Below are 14,004 nucleotides of genomic sequence, written 5' to 3' on the forward strand. Positions count from 1 at the left end.
TGTGCAGTTGCTTATCCGCTTGCAGTCAATGGAGCAGGACAGCTTGTATTTCATAAGCAGGCAAATGGAAGTCTGATTGAAGTGGATGGCAAAGCAGTAGGATCAGAACTGATCGGACAGCAGTTTACAGATCCCAGGTTTTTTCAGGGAAGAATCTCTTCTGTAAATTATAATACATATACGCAGGATGATCTGATCGAAGATGCAGAGGGAAATACGGCTTATGGCGGAGTTTCATCAGGATCCTTTAACTATGGCGCTGCCAATCCTGATTTACATGCAAGGGTGGAAGCGGATCTTCAGAAGTTTTTAGAATCTCATCCTGGCGTGAAAAAGGAAGACATTCCGGCTGACCTGTTAACCGCATCCGGTTCCGGATTAGATCCCCATATCAGTCCTCAGGCGGCAAAAGTACAGGTTGGGGCTGTGGCAAAAGCAACCGGTCTGTCAGAGGAAGAAGTGCAGAAAATTGTGGATAACAACACGGAAAATAAGACGCTTGGTGTATTTGGAGAAAATCGGGTGAATGTTTTAACAACAAATATTGAAATAGCAAAGGCAATTGGATTAATATAGAAATAACAGGGATGACCGGAACACCAAACAGTAAAGCCAGAATGTGCAGTGCTGGCTGGTGTGTCTGGTCATCCCTTAAGTGTGTTCTAAATGCAAAAATATGCCGGATAATCTACTAGAGGAGGTGTTAGTATGGAGGAAGATGTAAGACCTGATCCCCAGGTGCTGTTAGAGCAGGTCCGGAAAGAGGAGGAGCAGCAGGAAGAAAGTAAACGTGGGAAGCTGAAGATCTTTCTGGGATTTGCAGCAGGTGTGGGTAAGACATATACCATGCTGGAAGCGGCACATATGATGCAGGAAAAAGGGGTGGATGTGGCAGCCGGCTATATCGAGCCCCATGCCAGACCGGATACTTTGGGAATGATGGAGGGGCTTGAGCAGATAAAGCCTTTGATGATGGACTACAAAGGAATTAAAATCCGTGAGATGGATTTGGATGCATGTCTTAAGAGAAAACCGGAACTGCTGTTAGTGGATGAACTGGCGCACACGAATACGGAAGGCTGCCGCCATAGAAAGCGTTATCAGGACATAGAAGAAATTATAAATGCAGGCATCAATGTTTATACCACAGTTAATATTCAGCATTTGGAAAGCCTCAATGATCTGGTGGCAGGTATTACGAAGATCAAGGTCAAAGAACGGATTCCGGACAGTGTATTTGACGAGGCAGATCAGGTAGAGGTTATCGACATTGAACCGGACGATCTGATCCGCAGGTTAAAGGAAGGCAAGGTTTACAAGGAAAACCAGGCACAAAGGGCTGTACATAACTTTTTTGCAAAAGAAAAGCTGATAGCCCTGCGGGAAATTACCCTGAGAAGGATGGCAGACCGTGTGAACCGGCTGGCGGAGTCAGAGGTATCTAAGGGACGGATGGGGTACTATGTTGGAGAGCATATTCTTACCTGCGTTTCCGCTTCTCCTACTAATGCAAAAGTGATTCGTACCGCATCCAGACTTGCCTATGCATTTCACGGAGAATTTACGGCTCTGTATGTAGAGACCCCCCAATTGCAGGGCAGTGACCGGAAAGTGAAAAAAATGATGGAGGAAAACTTACAGCTTGCCAGGGATCTGGGAGCCAAGATAGCTACCGTCTATGGAGAAAATGTGGCGTTTCAGATTGCGGAATACGCCAAGGTGAGCAATGTGTCAAAAGTGGTAATCGGGAGGACAAATCATCGAGTCTATTTTGGACAGTCCAAACGGACGCTGGTGGAGCAGCTGGCACAGTATACCCAGGATATGGATATCTATGTCATACCGGATCTGCAGCCGGGGGATAAGCGCAGACGAATATCTTACCGCAGGGAGGAACTCAACTGGGGGGATTTTCTGATCACAGCCGGAATCCTGGCTGGGAGTACGGTGGCAGGACTGGTGTTCCGGCAACTGGATCTGCCAGATTCCAATATTATTATGATTTACATTCTCGGTGTTCTCGTATGTGCGATGCATACCAATGGAAGAATTTGTTCCATTGCCGCATCAATATGCAGCGTACTGCTGTATAATTTCTTCTTCACAATTCCTTTTTTAAGCCTCCAGGCACATGGGAAGAGTTATCCGGTGACATTTGCCGTCATGTTTGCAGTGGCACTGCTGTCATCCTCAATGACATCTAAAATCAGGAGGCAGGGTAAAGAAAGCAGTAAAATGATCTACCGGACAGAACTGCTGCTGGACAACAGCCGCCGTCTGAGCAGGGCGCAGAATATTGAGGATGTCATGAAAGAAATATCCAACCAGGCATTGAAACTAATGAATTTATCCGTTCTGATCTATTTGAAGCAGGGCGGAAAAATAACCGGACCCAGGCTCTTTCCACGAAAGGGAATGTCCAAGGAGGATATGAAAGAATATGTAGTAAAATCAGAGCGTGCGGCCGCCCAGTGGGTATTTCAGAATCATCACAGGGCGGGAACCTGCACCAGTACGCTGCCCGGAGCAAAGGCTTTATATCTTCCGGTGCAGAATAATGAAAAAGTATTTGCGGTAGTAGGCATTGTGCTGGAAGAAAGAAGGGAAATAGCACCCTTTGAATATGGACTTCTGATCGCCATGTTAAATGAGGCGGCACTGGTGTTGGACCGTTATATGGAGTAAAATAAGTTGACGCAATGGAAAAATAAGACTATAATAGTCAAAAATTATTTATAAGTATCAAGAGAGGTGCAAAGTGGAATGTGCCCTGTAGTACGAATCAGAAAGAGGAAGATGAGATGGAATTAAAGATCAGAGCGTATGAAGAGAAGGATCTGGAGCAGATGCGCCGGATCTGGAATGAGGTAGTAGAAGATGGGGAGGCATTTCCCCAGAGAGAGGGATTAAGCGAAGCAGGTGCGAGTGAATTTTTTGCATCCCAGAGCTTTACCGCCGTAGCGGAAAAAGCTGGGGAAATCATCGGTCTGTATATTCTGCATCCCAATAATGTAGGGCGCTGCGGACACATATCAAATGCCAGTTATGCAGTCAGAAAATCCGTAAGGGGGATGAAGGCAGGGGAACAGCTGGTGAAACATTCCCTGGAGAAGGGGAAGGAACTGGGATTTCGGTTACTGCAGTTTAATGCGGTGGTTCATACAAATCTGTCTGCAATACATATCTATGAAAAACTGGGATTTGTGCAGCTTGGGACTATTCCGGGAGGATTTCTGCATAAGAACGGGGCATATGAAGACATTATCTTATTCTACCATGAACTGTAGAAGAAGCAAAATGAAAATGTAAATCGGATACACTCTTGTTCTGTGCCGCGTTGTATAATGATAAATCAGAGGCAATATAAAACATATGAATTGCCTCTGATCTGTTTTAGATTCAACTTATTAATTTAAGGGTTGATTTTTCTCTTGATACAGGTTATACTTAAGGCAACAATGGCAGGAGGCCATTACATTTCTTATTTTTAAATATTCTATTTTCGATCGTTCACGCTTTTCTGAAGCTGATATGAAAGGCTCTACATAGGCCGGTTCTCTATTTGTATGGTTCTGTACAAAAATCCCTGATTCAATAGATAAATGAATGTAATGAAGCCAAATAAGATAATTTATTGTTTTCCTGCTGTAAGTCTGATAGTTAATCTGGAGGTAAATAAATGCAGGAAAAGTTATTGCCGGGATGCGGCGAGGAAAAAGGATTACCGGAAAAATATCATGTAAACAGAAAGCATAAAGACTGTCTGTTCCGTCTGATCTTTCAAAACAAAAGAGATCTTTTGGAATTATACAATAGTATGAATGGCACCCATTATGAAAATGAGGAAGACCTGATTATTAACACCATGGAAAATGTGGTTTATATGGGAATGAAAAATGATCTTTCTTTCCTCATTGGAGGAACCTTGAATCTCTATGAACATCAGAGTTCAGTAAATCCCAACATGCCCCTTAGAGGTCTATTTTATATTGCTAATTTATATCAGGGATATATTGAAATGAAGGATGCGGATATATATGGCAGTAAGCTTATCGGTCTGCCTATGCCGCAGTACCTGGTTTTTTATAATGGGGAAGAAGATGAGCCGGACCGCAAAGAGCTGTATCTGTCAGATGCCTTCTTTCAGGCGGATCAGAAGAAGGAGGCCGGTGTTGAGTGCAAAGCGGTAATATTCAATATTAATTTGGGACACAACCGCATTTTGATGGAACAATGCAGATTACTGTATGAATATGCCCGGTTTGTAGCGCTTATCCGTGAATATTTAATAAGCATGTCCTTAGAAGAATCAATAGAAAAAGCCGTAAATCAATGCATAGATGAAAATATATTGAAAGATATTTTAATAAAAAACCGAGGGGAGGTTACGAGAGTGATTTTAGAAGAATACGATGAAGAAAAACATCTCAGGTCGGAGAGAATTTTTTGGGAAGAAAAGGGAAGGGAATTAGAGCAGCAGTCCTTCATTCAGTTAATCAGTGCGATGGCTTCCGATGGACGGGCTGGGGATATTGCAAGGCTGGCATATGACCGGAAATTTTTAGTTAAAATGAAAGAAAAGTACAGTACAGAACATATTTTAAACAGGTAGTTCTTACTAAATTTTCAAAAAAGCTTGTCAAAATATATTTATCAGTGTTAAAATTTTAAAGTAAATTATTTACCAGACGATACGAAAGATTGGAGAAAAAAATATGAGCATTAGAATTGGTATATGGGGCTATGGAAACCTGGGACGTGGAGTAGAATGTGCGTTAAAGCAGAATCCGGATATGGAACTTGCCGGAGTATTTACAAGACGTGATCCTAAGACCGTTCAAATCCTCACAGAAGGTGCTTCCGTTTATTCCACTGAAGATGTGGAGAAAATGAAAGATGCTGTTGACGTTATGATTTTATGCGGGGGAAGCGCAACAGACCTGCCTGTTCAGACACCAAAATGTGCCCAGATGTTTCATGTAGTGGACAGCTTTGATACCCATGCAAAGATTCCGGAGCATTTTGCCAAGGTGGATGAGGCTGCAAAAGGAAGCGGAAGGATCGGTATTATTTCAGTTGGCTGGGATCCGGGAATGTTTTCCTTAAATAGAATGTATGCAAATGCACTTTTACCAAACGGAACGGATTATACATTTTGGGGAAAAGGCGTCAGCCAGGGACATTCGGATGCTGTCCGCAGAATAGAAGGTGTGAAAGATGCAAAACAGTACACCATTCCAGTTGAAAGTGCTTTGGATGCGGTGAGAAACGGAGATACGCCGGAGCTTACTACGAGACAAAAACACACCAGAGAATGCTATGTAGTTGCAGAAGAGGGAGCAGATCTGGCACGTATTGAAAATGAAATCAAAACCATGCCGAACTATTTCTCAGATTATGATACAACCGTGCATTTTATATCCGAAGAGGAGTTAAAGAAAGATCACAGCGGAATTCCCCATGGAGGATTTGTGATCCGCAGCGGCAAGACAGGCTGGAATGAAGAAAATACTCATGTTATTGAGTATAGCCTGAAGCTTGATTCAAATCCGGAATTTACCTCATCCGTCCTTGTGGCATATGCAAGAGCAGCATATCGTTTAAGCCAGGAAGGACAGAGCGGATGTAAGACGGTATTTGATATCCCGCCGGCATATTTATCTGCACAGAGTTCAGAAGAACTAAGAAAACAGTTATTATAAACAAAAAGAACTGCGGCCAGAGCGTGTAACACAGGCTGCAGTTTTTTCTTTTTTCAGAAAGTATTATATTCTAATTTTATTCTTTGTGGAACGAGCCAAACGGACACGCTGGTGCGTCCATTTGGCTTATTACATGTACATATTATATTCAAAAAACTTATCAGGACAGACGGGTTTTAAAATCCTCATAACCGAATTGATGGATCATCCGGCAGTCTCCACTTTCCTCTTGAATAACGATTGCAGGCAATGCCATTCCATTAAAGGTATTGTTTTTAACCATGGAATAAATAGCCATATCTGCGAATACCAGACGATCGCCCGGTTTTATAGGGGCATCAAAGGAATAATCCCCGATGACATCCCCAGCCAGGCAGGTTGGACCAGCCAGACGGAAAGTACAGGGTTTCTCACCAGGTTCACCGGATTGAAGGAGAGGAGGGCGATAGGGCATTTCCAATACATCCGGCATATGGCATGCAGCAGAGGTATCTAAAATAGCAATCTGAATATCATTGTGCAGGGTTTCTAAAACAGTGCTTACCAGATAACCGGCATTTAAAGCCACGGCTTCACCGGGTTCCAGATAGACCTGAACCTGGTATGTTTCCTGAATGCGGTTAATGCAGGCTTCTAAAGCAGCAATGTCGTAGCCGGGACGGGTAATATGATGACCGCCTCCAAAATTCAACCACTTCATCTGAGCGAGCCAGGGTCCGAATTTTTCTTCTACGGCTTTAACGGTAGCCAGTAAAGCATCTGAATCCTGTTCGCATAAAGTATGGAAATGAAGCCCATCCACACCGTCCAGGAGATCGGGGCGAAAGTTGGCACGGGTGATACCAAGTCTGGAGCCCGGGGCACAGGGATCATAGATCTCGTGACCATCTTGGGTAGAGCATTCCGGATTTATACGTAAACCGATACTGCAGCCCCCCTTACGCGCCTTTGCTCCAAACCGTTCTAACTGTGAGAAGGAATTAAATACAATGTGCCCGCATAGTGAAATGATTTCTTCAAATTCATCTTCCCGGTATGCCGGGGAGAAAATATGATTCTCTTTTCCCATTTCTTCTGCTCCCAGTTTTGCCTCATAGAGTCCGCTGGCGGTAGTACCATTTAAGTATTCGCCGATCATGGGATATGCTGCATACATGGAAAATGCTTTCTGCGCCAGCAGTATCCGGCAGCCGGTATGATCGATTACGCTTTTCAGTATTTCCAGGTTGCGGCGTAATTGCTTTAGATCCACCACATAACAGGGTGTTGGTAAATGTTCGAACTTCATAATTCCTCCTGTATAACACGCTCTAATCTACAAGTTCCGGGTTTTCTGAAATCTTCCATGGCAGTCCCCATTTATTCAGGGCATCCATGTAGGGATCCGGGTCAAATTCTTCTATATTTAGAACACCGGCTTTTTTCCAGGTACCGGTCATCAGCATCATGGCACCGATCATTGCAGGAACTCCGGTAGTATAAGCGACCGCCTGGGAGCCTACTTCCTCATAGCATTTTTCATGGTCACAGGTATTGTAGATATAAATCTTCTTCTCTATGCCGTCTTTTTTGCCGATAAAGATATTTCCGATGTTTGTTTTTCCTTTGGTGCGTGGACCAAGGGAAGAGGGATCCGGAAGAACTGCTTTCAAAAACTGCAGAGGGACAATTTCTTTTCCTTCATACATAATTGGTTCGATGGAGGTCATGCCTACATTTTCCAGACATTTTAGATGGGTTAAGTAACTTTGTCCAAAGGTCATAAAGAAGCGAATCCGCTTGATTCCAGGCATATTAATTGCCAGTGATTCGATTTCTTCATGGTGAAGCAGGTACATGTCTTTTTCCCCTATTTCCGGGAAATTGTAGACACGTTTAATTTCCATGGGCTTTGTCTCTACCCAATGTCCGTCTTCCCAATAGGAGCCGTTTGCGGAAACTTCACGAATATTAATTTCCGGATTGAAGTTGGTGGCAAAGGGATAGCCGTGGTCTCCGGCATTGCAGTCCAGAATATCTATATAGTTAATTTCATCAAAATAGTGTTTCAGTGCATAAGCGGAGAAAACACCGGTTACACCCGGGTCAAAGCCGCTGCCCAGAAGTGCGGTGATACCTGCTTTTTCAAATTTTTCCCGGTAAGCCCACTGCCATTTGTATTCAAACTTGGCGGTATCTTCCGGTTCATAATTGGCAGTGTCAACATAGTTTGTCCTGGTTGCCAGGCAGGCATCCATAATCGTAAGATCCTGGTAAGGCAATGCCAGGTTCAATACCACATCCGGCTGAACTTTTTCAATCAGTGCAATCAGTTCCTCTACGTTATTAGCATCAACCCTTGCTGTTGTGATCTTTGTCTTCGTTTCTGGGGATAATTTTTCTTTCAGTGCATCGCATTTTGATATTGTACGGCTGGCAATGCAGATTTCTTCAAATACGCTACTGTTTTGGCAGCATTTGTGGATGGCAACGCTTGCAACGCCGCCGCATCCGATAATGAGTGCTTTTCCCATGTTTGTAATCCTCCTTGAATGGTATTGTTAAAGTTAGCAGTATAGTATACGTGAATCATAAGCAATTATTGTTAAACACGCTCCAGTGCCAAAAGAAGTTCACGGACTACTTTGCAGGCAGTTGCGGTAGAAACTCCGCTCTGGTCATAGGAAGGGCAGAGTTCATTCACATCGCACCCCACAATGTCTGCGCCGGAGCAGACGGTCATAATGGCGTTCAGTAATTGCATAAAGGTGACGCCTCCGGCTTCCGGGGTTCCCGTTCCGGGAAAGATGCCTGGATCCAGTACGTCCAGGTCAATGGTAAAGTAAACCGGTTTTCCCCTCAGGGATTCCACGGTTTCTGCCAGACCGTCAAAGTCAAACTTGTGGGTGCTGACGTGGCCCTGGCTTCCCCAGTAAAATTCTTCCCGGTCACCTGAGCGGATGCCGAACTGATAGATCTTCCCATCGCCCACCAATTCCCAGCATCTGCGCAGAACGCAGGCATGGGAGAGCTGTGCGCCCAGATAATCTTCCCTCAGATCGGCATGAGCATCAAAATGAATGATATGCAGGTCCGGGTATTTTTCATATACTGCCTGGACAGAACCTAAAGTCACCAGGTGTTCTCCGCCGATGAGCAGGGGCAGTTTTCCATCCTCCAGGATAGTTGATGCCCGGTCGTGAATATCCTTTAAGGCAAGTGCAGTATCCCCGAAACAGAGCTCAAGATCTCCGCTGTCAAAAATCTGCATATCTATCAGATCTTTATCCTGATAGGGGCTGTAGGTTTCCAGACCAAAGGACTCGGACCTTATCGCCTTGCTGCCGAAACGGGTACCCGGTCGATTAGAAGTAGTAGAATCAAAGGGAGCGCCAAACAGAACAATCTTGGCATCTTCATATTCAGCGTCACATCCGATAAAAGTTTCTATATTTTTATTCAACATCTCTTAATAACTCCTCTACATAAGCTGGAAGTGCAAAAGCGCCGGCATGTACCCGGGGGGTATAGTAGCGTGTGCTGATTCCAAGCAGATTCCAGCCAACCGCGTTTAAATCATGAACCGGATGGTAGCGCTTGGAAGCAAAACCAAAGAGCCAGTGCCCGGAGGGATAGGTTGGAATGTGAGCCTGATATACCCGGCTGATGGGAAAGCTCTCAACAATCCTTTTATGTGCCCTCTGGCAGGCAGTCGCATCATCGGCATAGAAAGGACTTTCATGCTGATTGACCATTATCCCGTCATCTTTCAGCGCCTTATAACAATTGCCATAGAATTCTTTGGTAAATAAACCTTCTCCCGGGCCGAATGGATCCGTGGAGTCAACAATAATCAGATCGTATTCGTTTTCTCTGGACCGGATAAACCGCAGGCCGTCTTCATAGTAGATATTCAACCTGGGATCATCCAGACGGCAGGAAGTCTGGGGCAGATATTTTCTGCAGACCTCTACCACCAGAGGGTCAATTTCTACCATATCAATCTGTTCGATTCCGGCATAGCGGGTCAACTCCCGGATAACGCCACCGTCACCCGCACCGATCACAAGGACTTTTTTTACACATGGATGGACGGCGAGAGGGACGTGTGTGATCATTTCATGATAGATAAATTCATCCTTTTCCGTCAGCATCATATAGCCGTCTAAGGTAAGAAAACGTCCGAATTCTTTGGATTCAAAAACATCAATTCTCTGAAAATAACTCTGTCCGCTGAATAACTGCCTGTTCACTCGGATAGACAGTTTTACATGGGGGGTATGCTGCTCAGAAAACCATAGTTCCATATTCTCACACTCCTTTCAAGACATTCAGGTGGCCGATGTCAGGATCTTCTGGTCCTGTCATGGAGCAGCCTTTCATTTTTGCGTATTCAATGTATTCCAGGATTCCCTGGGTGATCTTCTCGCCGGGAGCCAGTATGGGGATGCCCGGAGGATAACACATTACAAATTCACTGCAGACCCTTCCGGCAGTTTCACCAATAGGAAGAGATTCTTTTTCCGCATAAAATGCTTCCTGGGGAGTAACCACAACCTGGGGATCTATATATTCCTGGGACAGCATACCGGTTTTGTCCTTCTGATAGCGGCGCTTGATTTCAGCCAATGCACTCACCAGACGCTCAATATCCTGCCGGCGGTCTCCAATTGAAATGTATGCCAGAATATTGCCGATATCGCCAAATTCAATCTGAATATCATATTCATCCCTGAGAATATCGTAAACTTCAATTCCGGCGAGGCCGATATCCAGTGTGTGAACCGAAAGCTTTGTCACATCAAAGTCATATATACTGTTCTCATTTATAATTTCACGGCAATAGGCGTAGTAGCCGCCGATGGCATTGATTTCACTGCGGGCATATTGGGCAAGAGCCCGTACCTTTGCAAATTCTTCCCTGCCGCGAAGTGCCAGATTTCGTCTGGAAATATCTAGGCTGGAGAGAAGCAGATAGGATCCGCTGGTAGTCTGGGTCAGGTTGATGATCTGGCGGGTATAGCCTTCACTTACATTTGGTCCGATGAGTAAAAAGGAACTCTGGGTTAAGCTGCCTCCGGACTTATGCATACTGACGGAAGCCATATCCGCTCCGGCAGCCATAGCGGAAACGGGCATATCCTCTCCAAAATAAAAATGGGTTCCATGGGCTTCATCTGCCAGAGCCAGCATGTTATGCCGGTGGGCAAGTTCCACAATGGCTTTTAAGTTGGAGCAAATGCCGTAATAGGTTGGGTTGTTGACTAAAATCGCTACGGCATCAGGGTGTTCGGCTATAGCCTGTTCTACCTGTGAAACTTTCATCCCCAGTGCAATGCCAAGCTTGTGATCCATATCCGGATTGACATATACCGGTTTGGCGCCGCAGAGCACCAGTGCATTAATAACACTTCGGTGTACATTACGTGGAAGAATAATCTTATCACCGCGTTTGCAGGCAGTGAGTACCATGCTTTGAACGGCAGAAGTAGTACCGCCAACCATAAGAAAAGCGTTTGCAGCGCCAAATGCTTCGGCAGCCAGTTCTTCCGCTTCTTTAATTACGGATATAGGGTGGCAGAGATTATCAAGTGGTTTCATAGAATTTACATCTATACTGACGCACCTTTCTCCTAATAATTCCACAAGTTCAGGGTTTCCCCGTCCTCTTTTATGTCCGGGGACATCAAAAGGGACGACCCTCATTCGTTTAAAACGTTCCAGTGCCTCATAGATCGGGGCATGGGACCAAGCATGATTTCCCATAACTTGCCTCCTAATATATATTTCTTCCGCTGAAAATCTCAATCATCTCCCTGCGCAGACTGCCTATAATTTCAAGCCGTGCTCTGGGAGGAAGTTCATATACATCTGCATTAAAGAGATAATTCTGCAGATCAATTTCTTTTATCAGCATTTTCGTATGAAACAGATTGGCATCGTAAACGTTGATATCAACGGCATCATATTTGCGAAGTGTTTCTTCTTTAATATAATTCTGTATCGATGTCATATAATGATCCATAAATAATTTGTTGCCGTATACATCTCTGGTGAAGCCCCGTACCCGGTAGTCCATCGTGATAATATCAGAATCAAAGGAACTGATCAGATAATCCAGGGTAGATAGGGGCGTAATCTCACCACAGGTAGCCACATCAATATCTACGCGGAAAGTGGCGAGGCAGGTATCAGGATGATATTCCGGATAAGTATGTACCGTCACGTGGCTTTTATCCAGATGCGCCACAACCGTATCGCCCCCGGCAGGAACCATGTGATCCTCCGCAATGAGGATTGTAACGGAAGCCCCCTGAGGTTCATAATCCTGGCTGGAAATGTTCAGAATCGTGCCGCCAATCATGTCAACCAGATGTGTCAGGATAGCCCGCAGCCTTTCCGAATTGTATTGTTCATCGATATAAGCAATATAATCCTTCTGTTCTCTGGGCGTCTTGGCATAACAGACATCGTAAATATTAAAGCTCAGGGCTTTTGTAAGATTATTAAAGCCGTAGAGCTTCAATTTATTTTCCATATTCGTACCTCCTTTATCCACCAAAAGGTAATAATTAAACGCGCCCCGGTTTGTCTTTCAAAAAGGCAAAAAAATAACGCAAGCGCCGGTACAAACTGTCCATCACTTGCGTTTTATTTTTCTGAATTTGAATTTGCATATATGAAAAAGATGAGCCCCCAAAAAGGTACGTAGATTCATCTTAAGTATTCCGATTCAAAAACAGATATAGGGATCAGAGTCTATATAGCAAATATTTTACTTTTACTACTCTTATTGACCGTTTCACAAGTTTGATGTGCCAGGATGCACACTGGTTATGAAGTAACCAACTTATAAAATTTGAGCTTTTAACTCAATCAATAAGGCAACAAACGTTGCCAATCGGCAGTTGACCCGGCTGTCCGCATGGCCTTAACTTTCCAAAACGAAAGTGGTCAAAAATATTTGCATGGGAAGACCTGATAAATCTGTTTTTCCATACGATTTCAATATAGCATAGGTGGTCTGGGAAGTCAATAAAAAAATTACACACGAACCTTTCCGTAATAGCACAGTCCAAGTGCACCGGGACCGGCATGTGTACCGATACTGGGGCTGACATCATTGATGATAATATTTTGAATACCCAGTTTTTCCCTTATTTGTGATGCGGCAAATTCTGCATCCTGAATACAGTCACCATGAATGATTCCAATGGGGCGGCTCTTGTCATAGTTTTCTTCCAGGGTTGCTTTCATATTCTCTACTAAAGCAGTAAGTGACTTTTTACGTCCGCGCACGGTAGACAGCGGAACCAGTTTTCCCTCCGGATTAACATACAGGATGGGTTTAATATTAATCATACTGCCAAATACCGCAGCAACTTTGGAAACCCTTCCCCCACGCTGCAAATGATGCAGGTCATCAACGGTAAACTGTACATTACCGTGAAGCTTTTCTTCTTCCAAAACGGCTGTAATTTCATCTATTGATTTCCCTTTTTCCTTTAATTCCAGGGCACGAAGGACAAGAAGGGTTTCTCCCAGAGATACCGTGAGAGAATCAATTACCTGAATCCTGGTTCCGGGATATTCTTCCATAAGTTCTCTGGCTGCAACCGCAACATTATTATAACTGCCGCTCAGGTTGGAGGAAAATGCAATATGCAGGATGTCCAGTCCCTCTTTCAACAATGCTTCAAAGCGCTGGCGGATGACTGCCGGATTATTAGCCATGGAAGTTGGAAGTGCACCTTCCCGCATCTTTTTGTAGAATTCAGATGGAGTCAGGTGCTTTTCATCCCCATAGACATCCTCTCCGAAAGCATAATATTGGGGAATAATCGTTAAATTATATTTTTCTATGTATTCCGATGGAAGATCGGAATTGGAATCTGTAGTAATCACAAAATTATTCATGGAAGTCTCCTTTTGTTATCGATTCAAAAGATTTGATAATCAAAGTATATAGTATATGAAAAAAATGAGGTTGTCAATGATAAAATGTTATGGTGTAGCGGTAATGAAACCGCATTATTTTTGACAACACCAGACAGAAAATTCCTATCTGCTTATGCCAAGACATATTAATGGTTATGGCAGATTGTTTGGAGGAATGCTGATGCAGTGGATAGATGAAATCGCCGGTATTGTGGCGAATCGGCATGCACAGACGGAGGTTACCACAGCGGCAATTGATAATTTGCAGTTCAAATCAGGCATATCTGAACCAGACCGTTGTGTTGAATGGAAAGATTACCTATGCGGGTGGTAGCCATTGATCAGAAGGGGAATCCTGTACAGATTCCGGGACTGGCACTGGAGA

13 protein-coding genes are annotated in these 14,004 nt (G+C 44.1%); 6 read left to right on the forward strand and 7 right to left on the reverse strand.

The genetic code is table 11. The features are described from left to right. From kdpC to ACH2DQ_RS22810, 5 genes are all read left to right on the forward strand, one after another. The coding region (gene kdpC, locus ACH2DQ_RS22790; protein ID WP_395028455.1) for a K(+)-transporting ATPase subunit C at positions 1 to 576 on the forward strand (576 nt) is incomplete at its 5' end. 132 nt (positions 577 to 708) lie between these two features. Then, complete coding sequence (locus ACH2DQ_RS22795) at positions 709 to 2,685, forward strand: DUF4118 domain-containing protein (RefSeq protein ID WP_394914190.1); 1,977 nt, start codon at positions 709 to 711, stop codon at positions 2,683 to 2,685. Between the two features lie 116 nt (positions 2,686 to 2,801). Next, on the forward strand, positions 2,802 to 3,287 hold the full coding sequence (locus ACH2DQ_RS22800; RefSeq protein WP_394914191.1) for a GNAT family N-acetyltransferase: 486 nt from the start codon (positions 2,802 to 2,804) through the stop codon (positions 3,285 to 3,287). 392 nt (positions 3,288 to 3,679) lie between these two features. Further along, positions 3,680 to 4,612 (forward strand): hypothetical protein, encoded by a 933-nt coding sequence (locus ACH2DQ_RS22805; RefSeq protein WP_394914192.1) that lies wholly within the window; start codon positions 3,680 to 3,682, stop codon positions 4,610 to 4,612. A 103-nt stretch (positions 4,613 to 4,715) separates the two neighbouring features. Beyond that, entirely contained in the window at positions 4,716 to 5,702 is a 987-nt protein-coding gene (locus tag ACH2DQ_RS22810; RefSeq protein WP_394914193.1) for a diaminopimelate dehydrogenase, read from the forward strand. A 160-nt stretch (positions 5,703 to 5,862) separates the two neighbouring features. On the opposite strand, the gene nspC is transcribed toward ACH2DQ_RS22810, so the two are convergent. The 7 genes from nspC to ACH2DQ_RS22845 all read right to left on the reverse strand — a co-directional run bounded on the left by nspC (position 5,863) and on the right by ACH2DQ_RS22845 (position 13,598). Further along, complete coding sequence (nspC, locus tag ACH2DQ_RS22815; RefSeq protein ID WP_394914194.1) at positions 5,863 to 6,990, reverse strand: carboxynorspermidine decarboxylase; 1,128 nt, start codon at positions 6,988 to 6,990, stop codon at positions 5,863 to 5,865. A gap of 22 nt (positions 6,991 to 7,012) precedes the next feature. Beyond that, a complete protein-coding gene (locus tag ACH2DQ_RS22820; protein ID WP_394914195.1) occupies positions 7,013 to 8,215 on the reverse strand; it encodes a saccharopine dehydrogenase family protein in 1,203 nt (400 codons plus the stop codon). A 71-nt stretch (positions 8,216 to 8,286) separates the two neighbouring features. Continuing rightward, on the reverse strand, positions 8,287 to 9,147 hold the full coding sequence (gene speB, locus ACH2DQ_RS22825; RefSeq protein WP_394914196.1) for an agmatinase: 861 nt from the start codon (positions 9,145 to 9,147) through the stop codon (positions 8,287 to 8,289). Further along, the gene (gene speE / locus ACH2DQ_RS22830) at positions 9,137 to 9,988 is read right to left on the reverse strand and encodes a polyamine aminopropyltransferase (RefSeq protein ID WP_395028460.1); all 852 of its coding nucleotides are present in this window, start codon (positions 9,986 to 9,988) and stop codon (positions 9,137 to 9,139) included. Before speE ends, speB begins: the two co-directional genes overlap by 11 nt. Positions 9,989 to 9,992: 4 nt before the next feature. Continuing rightward, the gene (locus ACH2DQ_RS22835) at positions 9,993 to 11,447 is read right to left on the reverse strand and encodes an aminotransferase class I/II-fold pyridoxal phosphate-dependent enzyme (RefSeq protein ID WP_394914198.1); all 1,455 of its coding nucleotides are present in this window, start codon (positions 11,445 to 11,447) and stop codon (positions 9,993 to 9,995) included. Positions 11,448 to 11,457: 10 nt separating this feature from the next. Next, positions 11,458 to 12,219, reverse strand: coding sequence for an adenosylmethionine decarboxylase (speD, locus tag ACH2DQ_RS22840; RefSeq protein ID WP_394914199.1), 762 nt, complete (start codon positions 12,217 to 12,219; stop codon positions 11,458 to 11,460). 506 nt (positions 12,220 to 12,725) lie between these two features. Further along, a complete protein-coding gene (locus ACH2DQ_RS22845) occupies positions 12,726 to 13,598 on the reverse strand; it encodes a DegV family protein (protein WP_394914200.1) in 873 nt (290 codons plus the stop codon). A gap of 202 nt (positions 13,599 to 13,800) precedes the next feature. Here ACH2DQ_RS22845 and ACH2DQ_RS22850 point away from each other — a divergent pair, with 202 nt between their 5' ends. Beyond that, positions 13,801 to 13,953, forward strand: coding sequence for a hotdog domain-containing protein (locus ACH2DQ_RS22850; RefSeq protein WP_395028464.1), 153 nt, complete (start codon positions 13,801 to 13,803; stop codon positions 13,951 to 13,953). Positions 13,954 to 14,004: the final 51 nt, after the last annotated feature.

This window comes from Robinsoniella sp. (assembly GCF_034124845.1).

Bases quoted from the DNA above. Each gene is read 5' to 3' on its own strand.
- ACH2DQ_RS22795 (WP_394914190.1), top strand. From the start codon at position 709: ATGGAGGAAGATGTAAGACCTGATCCCCAGGTGCTGTTAGAGCAGGTC.
- ACH2DQ_RS22800 (WP_394914191.1), top strand. From the start codon at position 2,802: ATGGAATTAAAGATCAGAGCGTATGAAGAGAAGGATCTGGAGCAGATG.
- ACH2DQ_RS22805 (WP_394914192.1), top strand. From the start codon at position 3,680: ATGCAGGAAAAGTTATTGCCGGGATGCGGCGAGGAAAAAGGATTACCG.
- ACH2DQ_RS22810 (WP_394914193.1), top strand. From the start codon at position 4,716: ATGAGCATTAGAATTGGTATATGGGGCTATGGAAACCTGGGACGTGGA.
- nspC (WP_394914194.1), bottom strand. From the start codon at position 6,990: ATGAAGTTCGAACATTTACCAACACCCTGTTATGTGGTGGATCTAAAG.
- ACH2DQ_RS22820 (WP_394914195.1), bottom strand. From the start codon at position 8,215: ATGGGAAAAGCACTCATTATCGGATGCGGCGGCGTTGCAAGCGTTGCC.
- speB (WP_394914196.1), bottom strand. From the start codon at position 9,147: ATGTTGAATAAAAATATAGAAACTTTTATCGGATGTGACGCTGAATAT.
- speE (WP_395028460.1), bottom strand. From the start codon at position 9,988: ATGGAACTATGGTTTTCTGAGCAGCATACCCCCCATGTAAAACTGTCT.
- ACH2DQ_RS22835 (WP_394914198.1), bottom strand. From the start codon at position 11,447: ATGGGAAATCATGCTTGGTCCCATGCCCCGATCTATGAGGCACTGGAA.
- speD (WP_394914199.1), bottom strand. From the start codon at position 12,219: ATGGAAAATAAATTGAAGCTCTACGGCTTTAATAATCTTACAAAAGCC.
- ACH2DQ_RS22845 (WP_394914200.1), bottom strand. From the start codon at position 13,598: ATGAATAATTTTGTGATTACTACAGATTCCAATTCCGATCTTCCATCG.
- ACH2DQ_RS22850 (WP_395028464.1), top strand. From the start codon at position 13,801: ATGCAGTGGATAGATGAAATCGCCGGTATTGTGGCGAATCGGCATGCA.